Origin of the sequence: Streptomyces atratus, from assembly GCF_040655115.1 — a bacterium.
Taxonomy (GTDB): domain Bacteria; phylum Actinomycetota; class Actinomycetes; order Streptomycetales; family Streptomycetaceae; genus Streptomyces; species Streptomyces atratus_D.
This window is the reverse complement of the sequence record NZ_JBFAJH010000075.1, coordinates 1-20,728: the sequence shown is the minus strand read 5'-3', so window position 1 is coordinate 20,728 and position 20,728 is coordinate 1. Positions and strand designations below refer to the sequence as shown.

The window sequence follows — 20,728 nt, the reverse complement described above, 5'->3', positions numbered from 1 at the left end:
CGGCGACCTCCGTGGCCGCCACGGTCAGAGGACGACAGCGGGTGACCTCAGTGGCCTTGGCGCGGGTCCACACGGCCGTTCCTTCGGTGAGCCCCGGTTCGGCCGCGGCTCAGGGGGTGATCTCGGCGACGAGACCCGACGCCCAGGCGGAGACGATCACCACCCGGAACCCGCTGCCGACGGCGGTCACCTCGCTGCCCCTGCCCGGCCGGACGTCACGGGGGCCGCCCTGGGCTTGTCGCGGTGTACGGAGACGGCTTCCGGGACGATGATCGCGAGGCCCTGTGCCCCTTCCGCTACGGAGTCGGCGCACCGAGGCCTCGACGGCTCTCCGGTTACGCCACCGTCCGTACCGGATCAAGTGCATGGAGAGAGGGCAAGGTCACAGGCGGTCCCCCTGCTGCTCATCTGAGCCTTCGCCTAGCATCCAGGCATGACGGTCCTGCCTGCTGACGGGCTTTCGTTGGCCGCCGAGTTCCCTCATCCAGCCCATGAGCAGTGGCAGAGCCTTGTCGAAGGTGTGCTGCGCAAGTCGGGCAGGGATGTTGCGGGTTCGGCCGCCGAGGAAGCGCTGTCCACCACGGTGGAGGACGGGCTCATCACCCGCCCTCTCTACACCTCGCGCGATGACGCGCCCGATGCCGGATATCCGGGCTTCGCCCCCTTCACCCGCGGCAGCAAGGCCACGGGGAACGCGACGGGCGGCTGGGACGTACGGCAGCGGCACAGCCTGACGGATCCGGTCCGGCTGAACGAGGCCGTGCTCGCGGATCTGGAGAACGGTGTCACGTCGCTGTGGCTGACCGTCGGCGGTACCGCGGGCGTACCGGTGTCCAATCTGGCGCGGGCGCTGGACGGTGTCTATCTCGATCTGGCTCCCCTCGCGATCGACGCGGGCGGTGAACTCGACGCCGCGGCAACGGAATTGCTCCGGCTCCACCAGGAGCGCGGGGTTGCCGCGGCATCCGTGCGCGGCGGTCTCGGCGCGGATCCGCTGGGGCAGGCGGCGCGCAGCGGCGGTGCACCTGATCTGGCGACCGCCGTGCACTGGGCCGAGCGGTGCGCGATGGAGTACCCCGGGCTGCGGGCGCTGACGGTGGACGCGCTGCCGTACCACGAGGCCGGCGGCTCGGCCGCCCAGGAGCTGGGCAGTTCGCTGGCCACGGGTGTGGCCTACCTGCGGGCGCTGACCGGGGCGGGGCTCTCCGTCGAGGCGGCCTGCGCGCAGGTGGAGTTCCGGTACGCGGCAACCGCCGACCAGTTCCTGACCATCGCCAAGCTGCGGGCGGCACGTCGGCTGTGGGCGCGGGTGGCCGAGGTGTGCGGGGCTCCGCGCGCCGGTGCGCAGCGTCAGCACGCGGTGACGTCGCCGGTGATGATGACGCGGCGCGATCCGTGGGTGAACATGTTGCGGACGACGCTGGCATGTCTCGGCGCGGGGGTCGGCGGGGCCGACTCCGTCACCGTGCTGCCGTTCGATCACGCGTTGGGTCTGCCGGACGCGTTCGCCCGGCGCATCGCACGTAATACGTCGACGATCCTGCTGGAGGAGTCGCATCTGGCCCGGGTCATCGACCCGGCGGGAGGATCCTGGTACGTGGAGCGGCTGACCGCCGAACTCGCCGACGCGGCCTGGGCTTTCTTCCAGGAGATCGAGCGGGCGGGTGGCCAGGCCGCGGCGCTGGGCTCCGGCCTGGTGGGTGAACGGCTGGCGGCCACCTGGGCGGCGCGCAGCAAGGATCTGGCGCGGCGCAAGGAGCCGATCACCGGGGTCAGTGAGTTCCCGCAGCTGGCGGAGCGACCGGTGGAGCGCGAGGCGGCTCCCGGCGCCGGTGGCATGTCGGGCGCTCTGCCCGTGGTCCGGCGTGACGAGGCGTTCGAGGCGCTGCGCGCGCGGTCGGACGCTCATCTGGCGGCGACGGGCAGCCGTCCGCGGGTGTTCCTCGCCGCGCTCGGACCCGCGTCGGCGCACACCGCGCGGGCCACGTTCGCCTCGAACCTGTTCCAGGCAGGCGGGATCGAGCCCGTGCACGACCCGGTGCCGGTGGAGGCTTCGACGGCCGCCGGCGCCTTCGCCGCCAGTGGGGCGGGTGTGGCTGTGCTGTGTTCCAGCGACGCGCTCTACGCCGAGCAGGCCGACGCCGTGGCCGCGGCGCTGCGCGCGGCCGGTGCGCAGCGGGTGTTCCTCGCAGGCCGGCCTGCCGAGTATCCCGATGTCGACGCATACGTCTTCGCGGGCTGCGATGTAGTGGCCGTGCTCTCCTCCGTTCTCGACCGTATGGGTGTGGCGTAATGCGGATCCCCGACTTCTCCGGCATCGAACTCGGGCCGGACGCCGGCGCCGAGGGGTCCGAGGACCAGTGGCGCGCAGCGGTGAAGGAGTCCACCGGCGACCCCGAAGGCGATCTGCTGTGGGAGACGCCGGAGGGCATCTCGGTCAAGCCGCTGTACACCGGGCGTGACCTGGAAGGGGTCGACTTCCTCGGTACGTACCCGGGGATGGCCCCGTATCTGCGCGGCCCCTACCCGACGATGTACGTCAACCAGCCGTGGACGATCCGCCAGTACGCGGGCTTCTCCACGGCCGAGGAGTCCAACGCCTTCTACCGCCGCAACCTCGCGGCCGGGCAGAAGGGACTCTCCGTCGCCTTCGACCTGCCGACCCACCGCGGCTACGACAGCGACCACCCGCGGGTGACCGGCGATGTCGGCATGGCGGGCGTCGCGATCGACTCGATCTACGACATGCGCCAGCTGTTCGACGGCATACCACTGGACCGTATGACGGTGTCGATGACGATGAACGGCGCGGTGCTCCCCGTACTCGCGCTGTACATCGTGGCCGCCGAGGAGCAGGGCGTGGCGCCCGAGAAGCTGGCCGGGACCATTCAGAACGACATCCTCAAGGAGTTCATGGTCCGCAACACCTACATCTATCCGCCGAAGCCCTCGATGCGGATCATCTCCGACATCTTCGCGTACACCTCGCAGAAGATGCCGCGCTACAACTCGATCTCCATCTCCGGCTATCACATCCAGGAGGCGGGTGCGACGGCCGATCTGGAGCTGGCGTACACCCTCGCGGACGGGGTGGAGTATCTGCGGGCCGGGCGGGACGCCGGTCTCGATGTCGACGCGTTCGCGCCGCGGCTGTCGTTCTTCTGGGCGATCGGCATGAACTTCTTCATGGAGGTCGCGAAGCTGCGGGCGGCCCGTCTGCTCTGGGCCAAGCTGGTCAAGGAGTTCGAGCCGAAGAACGCCAAGTCCCTCTCTCTGCGTACCCATTCGCAGACATCGGGATGGTCACTTACCGCGCAGGACGTGTTCAACAACGTCACGCGGACCTGCGTGGAGGCGATGGCCGCCACCCAGGGGCACACCCAGTCGCTGCACACCAACGCCCTCGACGAGGCCCTCGCGCTGCCGACGGACTTCTCGGCGCGGATCGCCCGGAACACCCAACTGCTGCTGCAGCAGGAGTCGGGGACCGGCCGCGTCATCGACCCGTGGGGCGGCAGCGCGTACGTGGAGAAGCTGACGTACGACCTGGCGCGACGGGCCTGGCAGCACATCGAGGAGGTCGAGGCGGCGGGCGGGATGGCGCAGGCCATCGACGCGGGCATCCCGAAGCTCCGGGTGGAGGAGGCCGCGGCCCGTACGCAGGCGCGGATCGACTCCGGGCGGCAGCCGGTGATCGGGGTCAACAAGTACCGGGTGGAGACCGATGAGCGGATCGACGTGCTCAAGGTCGACAACTCCTCGGTGCGCGCCCAGCAGATCGAGAAGCTGCGGCGGCTGCGCGCGGAGCGCGACGAGGCGGCCTGCCAGGCGTCGCTGCGAGCACTGACGGCGGCTGCCGAGCGCGGTCCCGGCCCGGGCCTCGAAGGCAATCTGCTGGCGCTCGCGGTCGACGCGGCCCGCGCGATGGCCACGGTCGGCGAGATCTCGGACGCCCTGGAGAAGGTGTACGGGAGGCACGCGGGCCAGATCCGTACGATCTCCGGTGTGTACCGCAACGAGGCTGGGGAGTCACCTTCCGTGGACCGTACCCGGACGCTGGTCGACCGGTTCGAGGAGGCGGAAGGGCGCCGTCCGCGGATCCTGGTCGCCAAGATGGGTCAGGACGGCCATGACCGGGGTCAGAAGGTGATCTCGACGGCCTTCGCCGACCTGGGCTTCGACGTCGACGTCGGCCCGCTGTTCCAGACGCCGGCGGAGGTGGCGCGGCAGGCGGTCGAGGCGGATGTGCACATCGTGGGTGTCTCCTCGCTGGCGGCCGGACACCTCACCCTCGTACCGGCGCTCCGTGAGGAGCTGGCCGCCGAGGGCCGCGACGACATCATGATCGTCGTGGGTGGGGTGATCCCGCCGCAGGACGTCGAGGCGCTGCACGATGCGGGTGCGGCGGCCGTGTTCCCGCCCGGCACGGTGATCCCCGACGCCGCCTTCGATCTGGTGACGCGGCTCGGTGCCGCGCTCGGTCATGAGCTGTGAGCCGCTGACCCGATGGCTCCGACGATCGATATCGACAGCTATGTGAAGGGGGTGCTCGACGGGAAGCGGGCGTACATCGCGCGCTCCATCACTCTCGTCGAGTCCACCCGCCCCGATCACCGGGCGCTGGCGCAGCAGTTGCTCCGCGCGCTGCTGCCGCGTTCCGGCAATGCCCGGCGCATCGGCATCAGCGGGGTGCCGGGGGTCGGGAAGTCCACTTTCATCGACGCGCTCGGCACGATGCTCACCGGGCTCGGGTACCGGGTCGCGGTGCTGGCGGTCGATCCGTCCTCCAGCCGTACCGGCGGCTCCATCCTGGGCGACAAGACCAGGATGGAGCGGCTGGCGGTCGATCCGGCGGCGTTCGTACGCCCCTCCCCCACCGCCGGGACACTGGGCGGGGTGGCCAGAGCGACCCGGGAGTCCATCGTGGTGATGGAGGCCGCGGGTTACGACGTGGTGCTGGTGGAGACGGTCGGCGTGGGGCAGTCGGAGACGGCCGTGGCCCAGATGGTCGACACGTTCCTGCTGCTCACGCTGGCCCGTACCGGCGACCAGCTGCAGGGCATCAAGAAGGGTGTCCTGGAGTTGGCGGACGCCATCGCGGTGAACAAGGCCGACGGTCCGCACGAGCGGGACGCGCGTGCGGCGGCCCGCGAACTGGCGGGCGCCCTGCGGCTGATGCACCCGGCCGATGCGGCGTGGACTCCCCCGGTGCTGACCTGCAGCGCCCGTGAGTCGACCGGCCTCGACACGTTGTGGGAGCGGCTGGAGGAGCACCGTGCGCTGCTGGACTCGACGGGGCGGCTCGCCGCGAAACGGCGCGAGCAGCAGGTCGACTGGACCTGGACGATGGTGCGGGACGAGCTGCTGGACAGTCTGCGCAGCCATCCGGAGGTCCGCGCCCTCACGCCTGCTCTCGAACAGCGCGTGCGCGACGGCGAGTTGACGGCGACACTCGCCGCCGAGGAAATCCTCGCCGCGTTCCGGAGCGAGGACCGCAACGACTGATCCGTAGCTCTTCGGCCCTCACCCCGCTGTGCGGTGCTTGGTGAGGGCCAAGTGGACCCGGAGCCCGTGGTCGCCGTGGGGCCACTGCGGGCCGGGGAGCGCCGAGAACGAGGACGCTGCCGCGCGGCACCTCGGCGAGCGTCGTGGCCAGTCCCGTCGGTCCGTCGCCGTCGAGGGCGACGGCGGTGAGCCGTTCATGGACGGCGGCGGTCTTGCGGACCTCCAGCGCTCAGCGGCTGAGAGCCTGTCGGGTGACCTTCGATCGAAGAGCGGACGCGGCATGGTGCGTGCGATTCCGAGGCGCCGGGATGGCCTCGGACGGGGTCTCCCCTGCTCGAACGAAGTCGAGAGCTTGAGGAAGGAGCTACCAGGGCGTTTCGGCAACGCCGGAAGCGTGCGTGCCAGGGCGTGGCAGCCCGATCAGAGGTCACCCGACAGGCTCTGAGCCCGGCCGGCACGGGCGAGCGGGTCAAGGGTGGTGGCTGCGGGGCGGCCACCACGCCTCTCCCGTATACCCGGCGCGTCTCGCGTCCGGCAGGTGGTACAGTGCGCGGCGGCACGTGTGTACGCCCTCCGTTTCTGGGCGCCGGTGCCGGTTTTCCCTCCTGACGCTGTTCCGCCCGTCCTTCCCCGGCCGGCGACGCAGCTTCCGCACCACCTTCTTCTCAGTCCGGTACGGACTTTCCTGCCCGCCGTCCGGGGCGTGGTCACACCGCCCCTCACACCCGCCGGGCCCCTCGTTCGCCATGTCCGCGAAAGGACCACCCCGCATGACCACCACACTCGAACGCCCCGTCGACCCGCAACTGATCCTCACCACCGCCACCGGTGTCCTGGACATCACGCGCCAGGGACACGGTGCCCTGCGCACCGACGGCGGCCACCCGTCCCACGGCGACGTGCAGGTGTCCGCCGCCCTCGTCCGCCGGTACGGCCTGCGCAGGGGCGATCTCGTCGAGGGCACCTGCGACCGGGCCCGCTCCCTGACAGCCGTCGAGCGCGTGAACGGACGCACCCCGCAGGCGCTGCGCGACCGGCCGCACTTCGCCGATCTCACCCCACTCCACCCCCGGCGGCGGCTGCGTCTGGAGACACCCGGCGGCAGTCCGGCGACGCGCGTCGTCGATCTCGTCGCCCCGGTCGGCAAGGGGCAGCGCGGGCTGATCGTCGCCCCGCCCCGGACCGGAAAGACCGTGCTGCTGCAGCAGATCGCCGCCGCCGTCGCGGCCAATCACCCCGAGTGCCATCTGATGGTGGTGCTGCTCGACGAACGTCCCGAGGAGGTCACCGACATGCGACGTTCCGTGCGAGGTGACGTGTTCGCGTCGACCTTCGACCGGCCCACGAAGGAGCACATCGCACTCGCCGGAATCGCGGTGGAGCGCGCGAAGCGGCTCGTCGAGCAAGGGCAGGACGTCGTGATCCTGCTCGACTCGCTGACCCGGCTCTGCCGGGCCCACAACAACGCCGCCACCGCCGGTGGCCGCACCCTCAGCGGTGGCGTCGACGCCACCGCGCTGCTCGGCCCCAAGCAGCTGTTCGGCGCCGCCCGGCTCACCGAGGAGGGCGGCTCGCTGACCATCCTCGCCACCGCACTGGTGGATACCGGTTCCCGCGCCGACGACTTCTTCTTCGAAGAACTCAAGAGCACCGGCAACATGGAACTCCGGCTGGACCGCACACTGGCGGACAAGCGGGTCTACCCGGCCGTGCACATTCCGCAGTCCGGGACCCGCCGCGAGGAACTACTGCTCCCTGCCGCCGAACTGGCCGCCGTCCGAGGTCTCCGGCGCGCACTGCACACCCGGGACGCGCAGGCGACGCTCGAAGTGCTGCTGGACAGGATCCGGCAGACCCCCGACAACGCGACGTTCCTCCGGCGCATCCACGGCACCGTCCCCCCTGCCTGAACCTTCCCGCCGGAACAGAACCCGTCCGCATAGCATGACGTGCTCACGTATCAGCACAGGGAGAGCAGGCACATGGAATTCCGCCGACTCGGCCGCAGCGGCCTGACGATCAGTGAGATCGCCTACGGGAATTGGATCACCCACGGCTCCCAGGTGGAGGAGGACGCGGCCGTCGCCTGTATCCGCGCCGCCCTGGACGCCGGAATCACCACCTTCGACACGGCCGACGTCTACGCCGAGACCCGCGCCGAGGCCGTCCTCGGCCGGGCGCTCAAGGACCAGCGCCGCGAGAGCATCGAGGTGTTCACCAAGGTCTACTTCCCGACCGGCCCGGGGCACAACGACCGCGGCCTGGGCCGCAAGCACATCCTCGAATCGGTCGACAACTCCCTGCGCCGGCTGCAGACCGACTACGTGGACCTGTACCAGGCGCACCGCTACGACCACTCCACGCCGCTGGAGGAGACCATGGAGGCGTTCGCCGACGTCGTCCGCTCCGGCAAGGCCCTCTACATCGGCGTCTCCGAGTGGACCGCCGACCAGTTGCGCGCCGGACACCGGCTGGCCCGCGAGCTGAACGTTCCGTTCATCTCCAACCAGCCGCAGTACTCGGCGCTGTGGCGGGTCATCGAGGCCGAAGTGGTGCCCGCCTCCGAAGAGCTCGGCATCGGTCAGATCGTCTGGTCGCCCATCGCCCAGGGCGTGCTGACGGGCAAGTACAAGCCGGGGGCGCAGCCTCCGGCCGGTTCACGAGCGACCGACGAGAAGGGTGGTGCGGACTTCGTCTCCGGGTGGCTCCGCGACGACGTCCTGGAGCGGGTCCAGCAGTTGCGGCCGCTGGCCGACGAAGCCGGTCTGAGCCTTGCCCAGCTGGCCGTCGCCTGGGTGCTGCAGAACTCCAACGTCTCCGCCGCGATCATCGGCGCCTCCCGGCCCGAGCAGGTCACGGAGAACGCGAAGGCGGCGGGCGTGACGTTCGACGCGGATCTCCTCAAGGCCATCGACGACGTACTGGAGCCGGTGGTGGAACGGAACCCGGCGCTGACCGCGGGCCACGGGGGCAACGACTGAGTCGGCCGTCAGCCATCAGTCGTCGACGGACAGGGCGGGGCGCAGCGTCAAGGTGGCCCCTGCCCTCCCCGTTCGGGCTGTTTCGACGGCGTGTCGGCGTGCGCCCACGATCACAAAGTGCTGGTCCCATGGGTCACTCGTACGACACTGCGCGACGGAGGAACGTGACCGATGGACGAACAAGAAGTTCTGGCGGGCCGCTTCGAGCAGCACCGGTCCCGGCTCAGGGCGGTGGCCTACCGGATGCTCGGATCGGCGGCCGAGGCGGACGACGCCGTCCAGGAAACCTGGCTGCGGCTCACCCGCACCGACGCCGACGCGGTGGAGAACCTCTGTGGGTGGCTCACGACGGTGGTCGCCCGCGTGTCGTTCCATATGCTGCGCGCCCGCGACACCCGGCGTGAGGACCCGTGGGAGACGCACCGGCCGGAACCGGCCGCGGGGCACCAGGACGGCACCGGTCCCGAGCAGCAGGCGGAGCTCACCGAGTCGGTCGGTCTGGCGATGCTCGTGGTGCTCGACACGCTGCCGCCGGCGGAGCGCCTGGCGTTCGTGCTGCACGACATGTTCGCCGTGCCGTTCGACGAGATCGCCCCCATCGTGGAACGCACCCCCGCCGCGACCCGCCAGCTCGCCAGCCGTGCGCGCCGACGCGTCCAGAGCACCGTGCCGATGCCGGCTCCCGGGTCGGATCCCGTCCGCCGTCGCGAAGTCGTCGACGCGTTCCTGACCGCGTCGCGCGAGGGCGACTTCGAGGCGCTGCTGGCCCTGCTCGACCCGGACGTCGTCCTGCGCGTCGACACCGCGGCCGCTCTGTCGGGCGCGGCCGCGGCCGTCGGGGCCCAGGCGGTCGCCGACACGTTCTCGGGGCGTGCCAGGGCGGCGCAGCCGGCGCTGATCGACGGTGTTCCGGGCGCCGTCCGGACTTCGGGCGGGAAGCCGCGGGTGGTCTTCGGCTTCACCGTCGAGGACGGCAGGATCGTCTCGATCGATCTCCTCGCCGACGCCGATCACCTCGGCCGGATGGATGTGCGGATCCTCGAAGCGTGAGCGCCCGGCCGGCCCGGACCGCTGCTCCGTCGGAACAGCGGTCCAGGGCCTCTCTTTCGGCAGGCGGGCTGGATGAGGCCGATCGCGTTGCCGTCCGCGCCCTTGAGCGACGCGATGAGCTTGCCGCCGCCGACGTCCTGGATCGCCTGCACGGTCTCCGCACCCGCTTCGAGGAGCTTCTTCACGCTTGCCTCGATGTCGTCCACGTGCCAGTGGCCGAGCGGACCGGTCATCCCCTTGCCGTGACCGTGGGGCTCCGGACCGATGTCCTGACCGGCGACCCGGTAGCCGGCGTAGTACGGCTCGTCCATCACGGGCTCCGCCTCCAGCAAGATGTTGAACAGGGTCTTTGCCCCGGCCAGGTCCTTGACGGGGTAGGTGATCGTCTTGATGCCCGCGGTCATGGATTGCTCCTCGTGTCGCCTGTCCTGCTGCCTGTCACAGCGACGGAACTCCGTCCGTCGGTGCCATGACACGCACCGCCGGAGGAATGTGACCGGACCCGATGAGGAATTCCGGATCAGCCGCGGGCCGTCATCGACGCCGTGTGCTCACGGACCTGTGCCGGCGTGAGGTAGGCGTCCGTGTGCTCGAAGTCGCGGAGCGTGCCAGGATGTCTGGCCTGGAATCCGGTGCGTACGAAGTCGTCACCGGCGATCGCGTTGAGCATCCAGTTGGTCATGACCCGGGCCTTGGCCACATTGGTGCGCAGCGCCGACCAGTGGTAGCCACGGGCCACGGCCTGCGCGGCGATGCCGTGCATCTCGATGCCGAGCGGCTTGGAGACCGCGTCCTTGCCGCCGAGGTCCACGACGAGCCCGAGGTCCCTGTGGACGTACGGCTTCAGCGGCTGGTGGCGCAGTGTCGCGATCAGGTTGTCGGCGAGCCTGCGTCCCTGGCGCCCGGCGTGCTGCGCGGTGGGCGGGCAGACCGCGCCGTCGCCCTTGACCAGGTCCGGTACGGCGGCGGCGTCGCCGAGCGCGAAGACGCCGTCGAAGCCCGGCAGGGTCATCTCGGGTGTCACTGCCAGCCGGCCTCGTACCGTTTCGGCGTCGAAGGTGGCGACCAGTGGGCTCGCGGTGACACCGGCCGTCCAGATCAGTGTGCGGCACGGCAGTACGCGGCCGTCGGTGAGCGTCACCTGGTCCGGTCCGGCCTCGGCGACGGAGACGCCGAGCGACACTTCGATGCCACGCTCGCGCAGGACTGCCAGGGCGCTGAGTCCGAGCTTGTCCCCCAGCTCGGGCATCAGCTTCGGGGCGATGTCGACCAGGTGCCACTTGATGAGCTTCGGGTCGAGCCGGGGGTATTGCCCGACGGCGCTCGTGGTGAGTCGCTGCAGACACGCCGCGGTCTCGGTGCCCGCGTAGCCGCCGCCGACCACTACGAACTGCAGCCTGGAGGCCCGTTCGTCCTCGTCGTGGCTGGCGTCCGCCAGGTCGAGCTGGGCGATCACATGGTCGCGTACGTACGCGGCCTCGGCCAGCGTCTTCATGCCGCGGGCGTTGTCGAGCAGTCCCGGGATGTCGAAGGTACGGGTGACGCTGCCGGGGGCGAGGACGATGTAGTCGTACGGTTCGTCGACGATCTCGTCGGTGATCTTGCGGATGACGCAGACCTTCGCCTTCGGGTCCACGCCGATCGCTCCGCCGGGGATGATCCGGGTGCGGTACCGACGACTGCGGCGCAGCGACACCGCGACCGACTGCGGGGTGAGGACGCCCGCGGCCACCTGGGGCAGCAGTGGCAGGTAGAGCTGGTAGGAGAACGGGGAGACGAGCGCGATGTCCGCCTCGCCGAGGTTGAGTCCGCGCTCCAGACGGCGTACGCACTCGACCCCGGCAAATCCGGCGCCGACGACGAGAATCCTGGGTCGTGCCACAGTGTTCGTCCCTTCTCGGGTCTGCGCGGGCGCCCGTACTCCTGCCCCGGTCACACGCGCCCATCACCCCTCATCCTCACGAACCGCGTCCGACTTCGCCCGTTGAGGACGGCGGAACGGCGTCAGCGGGTCAGCAGGATGAGGGCGGTGCAGGTGCCGCTGACCGCGCCCGCGGTGACGACGGCGGTCGCGACGCAGCGTGCTCTGAGCGCGCGGTAGCGGTCGTTGTACTCGCCGCGCATTTCGGTGGAGCGGGCCGAGATCCGGGACAGCATCGCCCGGGACGCGGCGACCCGGTCCGCCGTGTAGACGCGTTCCACGTCCTCACGCTGGGCCGTGGTGAGCCAGGGCAGCTCGCCGGTGAACCGGGCGGCCCGTCTGCGTGCCTCCTCGACCTCGGCGTTCCACAGCAGATAGCCCTCCATCCGTGCCAGACCGTGGGCGACGCAGTCCTTGTCGGCGTCCATTCGTCCTCCTTCACCGGGGCATCTCCGTCACGCCTGGTTACGCCCCTGGGGCCCCGGGGGCGGTGTGCGGGCGGTTCCGCGCCTCCTCGAGAGTGCGTACGGCGGGGTGGTGCAGGTCGAACGCCGGGGATTCGGAGCGGATCCGCGGCATGGTCAGGAAGTTGTGCCGCGGCGGCGGGCAGGAGGTCGCCCATTCCAGCGAACGGCCGTACCCCCACGGGTCGTCGACCTCGACCGGCTTGCCGTACTTGGCGGTCTTCCACACGTTGTAGAAGAACGGCAGCATCGACAGTCCGAGGAGGAACGAGGAGATCGTCGAGATCGTGTTCAGCAGGGTGAAGCCGTCGGCGGCGAGGTAGTCCGCGTAACGACGCGGCATGCCCTCGGCACCGAGCCAGTGCTGCACCAGGAACGTGCCGTGGAAGCCCACGAACAGTGTCCAGAACGTGATCTTGCCGAGCCGCTCGTCCAGCATCTTGCCGGTGAACTTCGGCCACCAGAAGTGGAATCCGGCGAACATCGCGAAGACCACGGTACCGAAGACGACGTAGTGGAAGTGCGCGACGACGAAGTACGAGTCCGAGACATGGAAGTCCAACGGCGGCGAGGCCAGGATGACGCCGGTCAGACCACCGAAAAGGAAGGTCACCAGAAAACCGATGGACCACAGCATCGGTGTCTCGAAGGACAGCGAGCCCTTCCACATCGTGCCGATCCAGTTGAAGAACTTCACCCCGGTCGGCACCGCGATGAGGAACGTCATGAACGAGAAGAACGGCAACAGCACACCGCCGGTGACGAACATGTGGTGCGCCCACACGGTTGCCGAGAGGCCGGCGATGGAGATGGTGGCGCTGATCAGACCGATGTACCCGAAGACCGGTTTACGGCTGAAGACGGGGATGATCTCGGTGACGATGCCGAAGAACGGCAGAGCGATGATGTACACCTCCGGATGCCCGAAGAACCAGAAGAGGTGTTGCCAGAGCAGTGCGCCGCCATTGGCCGCCTCGAAGACCCGCGCCCCGAACTTGCGGTCCGCCTCCAGCACCAGAAGGGCCGCTGCCAGCACCGGGAAGGCCAGCAGGACCAGCACAGCGGTCAGCAGGACGTTCCACACGAAGATCGGCATCCGGAACATCGTCATGCCCGGTGCGCGCAGGCAGATGATCGTGGTGATGAAATTGACCGAACCAAGGATCGTGCCGAATCCGGAGAAGGCCAGGCCCATGATCCACATATCGCCGCCGATGTTGGGCGAATGGACTGCGTCGGTCAGCGGGGAGTAGGCGAACCAGCCGAAGTCCGCCGCACCCTGCGGGGTGAGGAAGCCGGCCACCGCGATGATCGAGCCGAAGAGGTACAGCCAGTACGCGAACATGTTCAGCCGGGGGAACGCCACGTCGGGCGCGCCGATCTGCAGCGGCATGATCCAGTTCGTGAACCCGGCGAACAGCGGCGTGGCGAACATCAGCAGCATGATCGTGCCGTGCATCGTGAACGCCTGGTTGAACTGCTCGTTCGAGATGAGCTGGATGCCGGGGCGGGCCAGCTCGGCGCGCATGATGAGTGCCATCACGCCACCGACGACGAAGAACGCGAACGAGGTGACCAGGTACAACGTTCCGATCGTCTTGTGATCGGTGGTGGTCATCCACTTGATGACCACATTGCCCGGTTCCTTGCTCCGTACCGGCAGCTCGTTCGCGTACGACTCCTCCACCTCGTCCGCCCCAGCTGTGCCCATCGTCGCCACAACGGCGCTCCTTCGGTCGGTCCTTCGCGGGTGGACTCGGCACCCGGCGGGGCGCCGCTCCCACCGGAGCGGCCAGCAGGTCCCCCCGGCGCGTCGCGCCAGTTTCCTGGTGCAGCAAACCAGCCACGGGACCGACGTGGGCTGCCCGGCACCCGCCATGGCGTGACATTCACCCGTCAGGGCGTGCCGACCGACCGGGAAGTCCGGTCCGGATCAGCCATGGGCTCGGCGGTGCCAAGGGGCGGGGCGTTCCCTGCCGTGCGCGCTCCGGCATCCGGCGGCACGGGCGTCACCGTCGACGAGGCAACCGGTGCCGTCGATGTCACGCCTCCCCAACTCGGCTTCTGAGGTTCCCCTCGTAGCGTGGAGTCCGTGACAGCATGGGATGTTGGTTGTGTCAATCCCCCTCGAACTGTGGAGTCCTTCCTATGAAGCCAGTCCCATGGTGAGGCTGGCCCCGTACTCGTTCTCGTAGTCGATCGGGCTCTTGAACCCGCACACGCTGGGTAGTCGGCGGACGTCGACTTCGAGCGCGGCCTCATCCGCGTACGCCGCCAGGTCCAACTCCTCAACGGTCGCTTGTACTTCGCGCTGCCCAAGGGCGGGAAGACCAGTGTCGTCGACATGCCCCGGTCCGTCGCGACCGAGTTGGCGGCCTACTCCCTCCCTCCAGCACCCGGCCGCCGACGTCGAGCTGCCGTGGGGTGGACCGGAGCCCGAGCGGGAGAAGCAGACCTTCCCGCTCGTCCTGACCACGACGTACGGCAACGCGATCCGCGCCAACATCTTCAACGTCGAGGTCTGGAAGCCCACGCTCGCGAAGGCCGGCGTCATCCCCATGCGGGAAAAGGGGCATCGCTGGAAGGCATCCCGCAAGGACGGCTTTCACGTCCTCCGGCACACTGATGCCTCGATCACCCTCGAAGCCGGTGAGTCCGTCGTCACCCTCGCCCGATGGCTCGGCCACTCCAGCCCGACCATCACCCTCGACCACTACGCCCACTTCATGCCCGAGGCCGGCGGCAAGGGGGCGTAGCGCCATCGACACCCTGCTCGGTACGGGCCCCAGGGTCGCCGCGAATGGCGTGAGTCGCTCAGATCCGCCATCTCGAAGCTGACCTGCCCGTTCGTGCACGTGCACAAGAGACGGGCCCGCACTCCCGGGCGGCGGCCCATGGCCTGACCGGCCCGGTCCCCGGATCATGGGGCCCACCCCGCACCCGCCTCGCCAACCGCTCCAGGAGACGTACACCGATGGCACTCGCGCCCACACAGCCCGCAGCGGCGGCGGACAGCACCCCACTCGACCCCGTGCTGACGGCGCGGCTCACCGCGGGCATCGCCGCCACCGGTGCCACGGTCACGACGCTCGCACCCTTCACCGGCGCCCCGCTCGCCGAGCTGCGGCAGTCGACGGCCTCCGACGTGGATGCCGCGTACGCCGCGGCGCGCGAGGCGCAGCGCGCTTGGGCGGCGCGCTCACCCCGGGAGCGCGCGAAGCCTTTCCTGAAGCTGTACGGCGCGATGCTCGACCGGCAGGACGAGATCCTGGACCTGATCCAGCTGGAGACCGGCAAGGCCCGCCACCACGCCTTCGAGGAGCTGCTGGACGCCGCCACCTCCACCCTGTACGCGGCCCGCCAGGCGCCGAAGGTACTGCACCCCAGGCGCCGGGCCGGGGCCCTGCCACTGCTCACCCGGACCGTGGAGACCCCGCACCCCAAGGGGGTGGTCGGGGTCATCACGCCGTGGAACTACCCCTTTGCGCTCACCATGGACGTGGTGCCGGCGCTGCTGGCCGGCAACGCCGTGGTGCACAAGCCGGACAGCCAGACCGTCCTCTCCAGCCTGTGGCCCCGGATGCTCCTGACGGAGCTGGGGCTGCCCGCCGAGTTGTGGCAGGTGGTGAACGGTGACCCGGCGGAGGTCGGCCGGCCGCTGCTCGACCAGGCCGACTACATCGGCTTCACCGGCTCCACCGCGGCAGGCCGCGCCATCGCCGAGCACGCCTCGCGTCGGCTCATCGGATGTTCCTTGGAGCTCGGCGGCAAGAACCCGATGCTCGTGCTCGCCGACGCCGACCTGGACAAAGCAGTGCCGACCGCGGTTCGTGCCTGCTTCGCCAACGCGGGCCAGCTGTGCGTGTCCATCGAGCGGATCTATGTCCACGAGTCGCGCTTCGACGAGTTCGTGCGCCGCTTCGGCGCGCACGTCGGGCAGCTGACGCTGGGCGCCGGCCTGGGCTTCGACGCCGACATGGGCTCGCTCACCTCGCAGCGGCAACTGGAGCGGGTCACGGAGCAGGTGGAGGCGGCGCGGGCCGCCGGCGCCACCGTCGTCACCGGCGGGCGTCCACGCCCGGACCTCGGCCCGTATTTCTACGAGCCCACCGTCCTCACCGGCGTCACGGAGTCCATGCCGCCGTGGCGGGAGGAGACCTTCGGCCCGGTGGCGTCCGTCTACGCGTTCCGCGACGATGACGAGGCCGTGCAGGCCGCCAACGACACCGTGTACGGGCTGAACGCCTCCGTCTTCAGCCGCGACACGCGCCGCGCCCGCCACGTCGCCGGCCGCATCCAGGCCGGCACGGTCAACATCAACGAGGGCTACGCCGCCGCCTACGCCTCGCAGGCCGCGCCCATGGGCGGGATGAAGGCGTCCGGCATCGGCCGCCGCCACGGCACCGCCGGGCTGTTGAAGTACACCGAACCGCAGACCGTCGCCAGCCAGCACCTGCTGGGCTTCGACCCGGCTTTCGGGCTGTCCAGGGCACAGCACGTGCGGCTCTTCACCCGGGCCCTGCGGCTGCTGAAGGCGCTGCGCATCCGCTGACCCCTGGCCCACGCCACGCCCCCACATACGCGCCCCGGTCGTGCGCCCGCACAATCCGGTGCGTTGTCCACCGTGCGGCCGCCCATGGAAAGACCGGGCCGATGCCACGGATCATGAGCGGACCGAAACAGCGGAAAGGGTCGACGATGACCAACCTCGCCCACAATCTGACGCGCACCGCGGCCACGCACCACGACGGCCCGGCGATCCTGCTGGACGGCACCACGGTCGGCTACCGGACACTCGACGCCCACAGCGCCCGCGTCGCGGGCTGGCTCGCCGCGCAAGGCGTCGGGGTCGGCGACCGGGTGGCGATCCTGCTGCCGAACATCCCGCACTTCGCGGTTGTCTATTACGGCGTGCTGCGCGCCGGCGCGGTCGCCGTGCCGATGAACCCGCTGCTGAAGTCGGGCGAGATCGGCTACGCAGCCGGCGACTGCGGCGCCCGCGCGATTCTGGCCTGGGGCGCGGCGATGCCCGAGGCGCGAAAGGCCGCCGCCGAGCTGGGCATCGGCTGCACCGACGTCACCGCGGAGGACTTCACCACCGCACTGGCCGCCACCGAGCCGAGCGCCGAGGTCGTGGACCGGAACACCGACGACGTCGCCGTGCTGCTCTACGCCTCGGGCGCCACCGGCCGCCCCAAGGGTGCCCGCCTCACCCACGGCAACCTGGGCAGCAACACCGAGACGGTGGCGCGGATGCTGGGCTTGTCGGCCGCCGACACCGTCTTCGGCGGTCTGCCGTTCTTCCACGTCTTCGGCCAGACCTGCGGCCTCAACGCCGCCGTCCTCACCGGCGCGTGCATCACCCTGCTGCCGCGCTTCGACGCGGCGAAGGCGCTGGAGATGCTGTCCCGGGACGAGGTCACGGTCGTGGAAGGGGTGCCCACCATATTCCTCGGCCTGCTCGCCGCCGCCGACGTCGCCGGCGCGACCGGCGCCACGGACGGCCTGCGCTTCTGCGTCACGGGCGGTGCGGCGATGCCGGTGGAGGTGCTGCACCGCTTCGAGTCCGTCTTCGGCTGCCCCGTCCTGGAGGGCTACGGCCTGTCGGAGACCTCGCCGGTGGTCATGTTCGGCTCCCTCGACGGGCCGCGCAAGCCCGGCTCGATCGGTACCCCGATCGCTGGCGTCCGGGTGCGGCTCATCGACGACGAAGGCAGGGACGTCGCCGAGGGCGCGGTGGGCGAACTGGCCGTGTCGGGACCGAACGTGATGGCCGGTACCGGAACCGTCCGGAGGCCGACGAGGCCGCCTTCACCGACGGCTGGTTCCGCACCGGAGACCTCGCGCGGCGCGACGAGGACGGCTTCCCTGGCGGCCGAGTACCGGCACGGCTTGCACCCGCTCACCGTCGGCGAGACCGGGGCCGGCGCGGCACGGTTCGCGGGCGGCGCGGGCCGGCACGGTTCGTTCGAGGACTGACGTCAGGGGAGACACCCCCGAGCCAAGGACACAAAGCGGCGGCCGGCCCCATCAGGCCGGCCGCCCTCCGGTTCAGCGGCGGGAACAGCCTTCCGCCTCGAACCGGTCCGTGCTCATGTACGTGACGTTCGGCAGGTAGTCGCCCATCGTCGCGAGCTCGTCCCCGGGGCTCTTCGTGTCCTGCACCGCGTGGTGGAAGCCGGTGTCGGGGATCATGTTGCGAATCTGGAACCAGGCGAAGTCCTTGTCCTTGTAGCCGTCCCCGCGCGGCGAGCGCTCGATGTACGTGACACCGCACGCCGTGCGCGCGTTGTGGGGCTTGTCCTTGTCCAGGCTGACGACGATGGTGTAGAAGCCGTCCTTGTCCACGGGCACCTGCTCGTCGTACGCACAGCCCATGACCCGGGTCGTGTACACGGACTCGTTCACGCAGAACGACGTGTAGCGGACCTGGCCGGAGCCCATCACGGGATTGTGGTCGTAGGTGGCGGCGAAGGTGGGCAGCTTGCCCCTGAGGACCGCGACCTGGCCGAACTTGCCGCTCAGGACCGTGCGCACGTAGTTGTTGTGGATGTTCGGGAAGAACCCGCCGCCCGTCCGCTGGGGCGCCGGGTTCGCGCCGACGGCGTCGTCGCCGGTCCAGTTCTGCAGCAGGTACGAGCGGTTGTGCTGGGACGACCACTTCGTGGTCCGCGAGGTCCGCGGATCCGCGTCAGGGTCGTACGCGGCCGGGAAGGCGGGGTCCACCTTGCGCTTGGTCTGGAACAGCACCCCGGGCGGTGGACTCGCGTACGTCGTGGGCGTCTTCGGGCCGATCGGCGGGTACACCTGGACCTGGACGCCCGGCGTGTCCGGCAGCATGTCGGCGCTGTCGGGGATCTGGTCCGGGTAGCGCAGGGTCTTGTAGTTGGCCTCGCTCAGCGTGAGCGCGGACGCCTCCGGCAGACGGGTGGCGCCGCCGTTCCGACGCCCGTAGTCCTTCGACTCGGAGTCTGTCGCGTCGCAGGCGGCCTGGCCGGTCAGTTCGGTGCCGTCCGCGAGCCTCAGGGTCGGCTGGGGCAGCCCGACGCCGCCGGTGAGGTCCATGCCGCGGTCGGGGATGTACACCCGCATGAGTACCAGGTCGGTCTCGTACGTCACCCCGTCCGGGCCCGTCTCGGTGCCCAGGGGCGTCTGGCCGAGCGAGGCCGTGGGGATGGTGTGCAGGTCGTTGCGCACCGGTTCGTCGTTGCGCGGGTCGCGGATGGTGTGCGCGGCCTCGCCCGTCGACGTGTCGTAGTTGGCCGTGTGGTCGAACGACACCGTGTAGCCGCGATGCTTCGCGGGGGTGTTGCGCCTGGCACCCGGAAGGTACGGGTTGGCGGAGCCGCGGTCCGGGGCGATCTGGTAGTCCGCGAGGCCGTCCACCGGCTGGCCCAGTCGGTCGTAGGAGATGAAGGAGAAGTACCGAGCGTGCGGGTAGCTCCCCTTCAGCGTGAGCGTCGACCCGGCGGGGCGGCGGTAGTAGGCGGCCCAGTAGACGGCACCGGCGTCGGGGTAGGCGATGTTGTAGAGGGGGTCGGCACCGATTCCGCCGTAGTACCAGAAGCAGTCGCTGCCCGGCCCCTGCACGAGTGAGGTACTGCCTTCCGCCGCCCGGCCCGTTTCCGTCGCGGCCGGTGCGGTCTCCGCCGATGCCACGGGCAATCCGGAGCTCAGCACCCCGGCGAGGGCCGCGGCCAGTGCCGGGAGGATCCATTTCCTGTGCGGTCGATTGCGCATGCGGGTCTCCTGACTTCGTCGTCGGCCCAAAGCCTGGTCGAAGCCGGCGCACCGCCCAAGGGAGCGGCCCGCCCCATGGGAGTTCGGTTTTCTGGCGTCCTTTCTCGCGCCTTCTGCGCGGGGTCGACCCTGGCGATCCGGGTCAGATGCCCTGGGGCCCGTCGAGCGGGACGCTGCCGTGCACGTCCGTCCCCCGCCCCGGTAGGCCGGTGATGGTGACCTCGCCGCCGCAGCCCGCCATGCGGGCGCGCATATGAGCCAGGCCCGCTCCCGTCCGACCCTCGCCCCCGGCCGCACCGGCGGGCAGGCGGCCATGACCATCGTCCCGGACGGAGAACGACAGCCGTCGCCCGTCGTCCGTGAGCTCGATCCCGACCGTGCTGCCCGGGCCCGCGTACTTGGCGGCGTTCTGCACGGCCTCCCTGCACGTGAAGTACACCGCGCTCTCCACGGCGGCCCGGTAGCGGCCGAGCCCGTCGGTGCGGAGCGACGTCACGCCCGGGACCTGCCGGAACGCGTCGGCGAGTGCGGCGGCGAGACCCTCGTCGTGCAGCAGACGTGGGCCTTCGCCATGGGCGACGTCCCGGATCTCCGCCAGGGCCGCCTCCACGTCGGGGCCGAGCTCCTCGGCCAGCTGGGAGGCCCGCCGCGCGTCCTGCGGCAGCAGCCGGCCGAGGACGGCCACCTTCATCCGCAAGGCGATCAGTCGCTGCTGGGCGCCGTCGTGCAGATCGCGCTCTATGGCCCGGCGGGCGCTGCTGTGCGCGTCGGCGATACGTGCCCCGGAGAGGGCCAACTCCGCCGCGACCCTGTTGGTCTCCAGCGCCATCCGGACGCTCTGCGTCACGGCCGTCAGCAGAGCGGGCTGGTCCAGAAGCACCTCGTCGTGGACGACACAGGCCAGTGGCTCACCGTCGAGGTCGTGCACCAGGGTCACCGTCTGCCCGGGGCGCTCCACCGGCACCCGCCGGTGGCGCCGCCTTGCCGTTCTGCGCGTCCTCGACGAGCTTCGCCATCCGCGCCAGCTGTGTGTCGGCGCCGATCCGCGTCGCCTCGACGACGAGCCG

General features: G+C 70.3%; 17 protein-coding genes. 10 read left to right on the top strand and 7 right to left on the bottom strand.

Annotated features, from left to right (window positions below; all coding sequences use genetic code 11):
- Positions 1-433 precede the first annotated feature (433 nt).
- The 6 genes from mutA to AB0I23_RS38365 all read left to right on the top strand — a co-directional run bounded on the left by mutA (position 434) and on the right by AB0I23_RS38365 (position 9,536).
- Entirely contained in the window at positions 434-2,293 is a 1,860-nt protein-coding gene (gene mutA / locus AB0I23_RS38390) for a methylmalonyl-CoA mutase small subunit (RefSeq protein ID WP_359117244.1), read from the top strand.
- Positions 2,293-4,494: a methylmalonyl-CoA mutase gene (gene scpA / locus AB0I23_RS38385; RefSeq protein WP_359117241.1), complete on the top strand. Its 2,202-nt coding sequence runs from the start codon at positions 2,293-2,295 to the stop codon at positions 4,492-4,494. The genes mutA and scpA overlap by 1 nt, the downstream gene beginning before the upstream one ends.
- Before the next feature lie 12 nt (positions 4,495-4,506).
- Positions 4,507-5,505, top strand: a complete 999-nt coding sequence (gene meaB / locus AB0I23_RS38380) for a methylmalonyl Co-A mutase-associated GTPase MeaB (RefSeq protein WP_359117239.1) — start codon at positions 4,507-4,509, stop codon at positions 5,503-5,505.
- Between the two features lie 770 nt (positions 5,506-6,275).
- A complete protein-coding gene (rho, locus tag AB0I23_RS38375; RefSeq protein ID WP_359117236.1) occupies positions 6,276-7,415 on the top strand; it encodes a transcription termination factor Rho in 1,140 nt (379 codons plus the stop codon).
- A gap of 72 nt (positions 7,416-7,487) precedes the next feature.
- Entirely contained in the window at positions 7,488-8,486 is a 999-nt protein-coding gene (locus tag AB0I23_RS38370) for an aldo/keto reductase family protein (protein WP_359117234.1), read from the top strand.
- A gap of 171 nt (positions 8,487-8,657) precedes the next feature.
- A complete protein-coding gene (locus AB0I23_RS38365; protein ID WP_359117232.1) occupies positions 8,658-9,536 on the top strand; it encodes a sigma-70 family RNA polymerase sigma factor in 879 nt (292 codons plus the stop codon).
- Here the strand turns inward: AB0I23_RS38365 and AB0I23_RS38360 are convergent.
- From AB0I23_RS38360 to ctaD, 4 genes are all read right to left on the bottom strand, one after another.
- A complete protein-coding gene (locus AB0I23_RS38360; RefSeq protein WP_436847061.1) occupies positions 9,497-9,940 on the bottom strand; it encodes a VOC family protein in 444 nt (147 codons plus the stop codon). The genes AB0I23_RS38365 and AB0I23_RS38360 overlap by 40 nt on opposite strands.
- A 116-nt stretch (positions 9,941-10,056) precedes the next feature.
- Positions 10,057-11,418 carry an NAD(P)/FAD-dependent oxidoreductase gene (locus AB0I23_RS38355; protein WP_359117230.1) on the bottom strand — a complete coding sequence of 454 codons (1,362 nt, stop codon included), beginning with the start codon at positions 11,416-11,418 and terminating at the stop codon, positions 10,057-10,059.
- A gap of 122 nt (positions 11,419-11,540) precedes the next feature.
- Complete coding sequence (locus AB0I23_RS38350) at positions 11,541-11,885, bottom strand: hypothetical protein (RefSeq protein WP_359117227.1); 345 nt, start codon at positions 11,883-11,885, stop codon at positions 11,541-11,543.
- A 37-nt stretch (positions 11,886-11,922) separates the two neighbouring features.
- Positions 11,923-13,632: an aa3-type cytochrome oxidase subunit I gene (gene ctaD / locus AB0I23_RS38345; RefSeq protein ID WP_359117269.1), complete on the bottom strand. Its 1,710-nt coding sequence runs from the start codon at positions 13,630-13,632 to the stop codon at positions 11,923-11,925.
- Positions 13,633-13,803: 171 nt separating this feature from the next.
- On the opposite strand from ctaD, the gene AB0I23_RS38340 reads away from it, so the two are divergent.
- Positions 13,804-13,989, top strand: coding sequence for a hypothetical protein (locus AB0I23_RS38340; protein ID WP_359117224.1), 186 nt, complete (start codon positions 13,804-13,806; stop codon positions 13,987-13,989).
- A gap of 78 nt (positions 13,990-14,067) precedes the next feature.
- Here the strand turns inward: AB0I23_RS38340 and AB0I23_RS38335 are convergent, their stop codons facing one another.
- The gene (locus AB0I23_RS38335; protein ID WP_359117222.1) at positions 14,068-14,205 is read right to left on the bottom strand and encodes a hypothetical protein; all 138 of its coding nucleotides are present in this window, start codon (positions 14,203-14,205) and stop codon (positions 14,068-14,070) included.
- Between the two features lie 49 nt (positions 14,206-14,254).
- Here AB0I23_RS38335 and AB0I23_RS38330 point away from each other — a divergent pair, with 49 nt between their 5' ends.
- From AB0I23_RS38330 to AB0I23_RS38320, 3 genes are all read left to right on the top strand, one after another.
- Positions 14,255-14,677 carry a hypothetical protein gene (locus AB0I23_RS38330; protein WP_359117221.1) on the top strand — a complete coding sequence of 141 codons (423 nt, stop codon included), beginning with the start codon at positions 14,255-14,257 and terminating at the stop codon, positions 14,675-14,677.
- 218 nt (positions 14,678-14,895) lie between these two features.
- Positions 14,896-16,473 (top strand): succinic semialdehyde dehydrogenase, encoded by a 1,578-nt coding sequence (locus tag AB0I23_RS38325; RefSeq protein WP_359117218.1) that lies wholly within the window; start codon positions 14,896-14,898, stop codon positions 16,471-16,473.
- Positions 16,474-16,586: 113 nt separating this feature from the next.
- Positions 16,587-17,900, top strand: a complete 1,314-nt coding sequence (locus tag AB0I23_RS38320; RefSeq protein ID WP_359117215.1) for an AMP-binding protein — start codon at positions 16,587-16,589, stop codon at positions 17,898-17,900.
- 72 nt (positions 17,901-17,972) lie between these two features.
- On the opposite strand, the gene AB0I23_RS38315 is transcribed toward AB0I23_RS38320, so the two are convergent.
- Positions 17,973-19,661 carry a hypothetical protein gene (locus AB0I23_RS38315; protein ID WP_359117213.1) on the bottom strand — a complete coding sequence of 563 codons (1,689 nt, stop codon included), beginning with the start codon at positions 19,659-19,661 and terminating at the stop codon, positions 17,973-17,975.
- Positions 19,662-19,803: 142 nt separating this feature from the next.
- On the bottom strand, positions 19,804-20,589 hold the full coding sequence (locus AB0I23_RS38310; RefSeq protein WP_359117210.1) for a sensor histidine kinase: 786 nt from the start codon (positions 20,587-20,589) through the stop codon (positions 19,804-19,806).
- Positions 20,590-20,728 lie beyond the last annotated feature (139 nt).

What these genes read in the sequence shown, in the direction of transcription:
- ctaD (WP_359117269.1), bottom strand. Translation starts at nt 13,632, where the DNA reads ATGGGCACAGCTGGGGCGGACGAGGTGGAGGAGTCGTACGCGAACGAG.
- AB0I23_RS38360 (WP_436847061.1), bottom strand. Translation starts at nt 9,940, where the DNA reads ATGACCGCGGGCATCAAGACGATCACCTACCCCGTCAAGGACCTGGCC.
- AB0I23_RS38320 (WP_359117215.1), top strand. Translation starts at nt 16,587, where the DNA reads ATGAGCGGACCGAAACAGCGGAAAGGGTCGACGATGACCAACCTCGCC.
- AB0I23_RS38315 (WP_359117213.1), bottom strand. Translation starts at nt 19,661, where the DNA reads ATGCGCAATCGACCGCACAGGAAATGGATCCTCCCGGCACTGGCCGCG.
- AB0I23_RS38370 (WP_359117234.1), top strand. Translation starts at nt 7,488, where the DNA reads ATGGAATTCCGCCGACTCGGCCGCAGCGGCCTGACGATCAGTGAGATC.
- AB0I23_RS38350 (WP_359117227.1), bottom strand. Translation starts at nt 11,885, where the DNA reads ATGGACGCCGACAAGGACTGCGTCGCCCACGGTCTGGCACGGATGGAG.
- mutA (WP_359117244.1), top strand. Translation starts at nt 434, where the DNA reads ATGACGGTCCTGCCTGCTGACGGGCTTTCGTTGGCCGCCGAGTTCCCT.
- AB0I23_RS38365 (WP_359117232.1), top strand. Translation starts at nt 8,658, where the DNA reads ATGGACGAACAAGAAGTTCTGGCGGGCCGCTTCGAGCAGCACCGGTCC.
- scpA (WP_359117241.1), top strand. Translation starts at nt 2,293, where the DNA reads ATGCGGATCCCCGACTTCTCCGGCATCGAACTCGGGCCGGACGCCGGC.
- AB0I23_RS38325 (WP_359117218.1), top strand. Translation starts at nt 14,896, where the DNA reads ATGGCACTCGCGCCCACACAGCCCGCAGCGGCGGCGGACAGCACCCCA.
- meaB (WP_359117239.1), top strand. Translation starts at nt 4,507, where the DNA reads ATGGCTCCGACGATCGATATCGACAGCTATGTGAAGGGGGTGCTCGAC.
- rho (WP_359117236.1), top strand. Translation starts at nt 6,276, where the DNA reads ATGACCACCACACTCGAACGCCCCGTCGACCCGCAACTGATCCTCACC.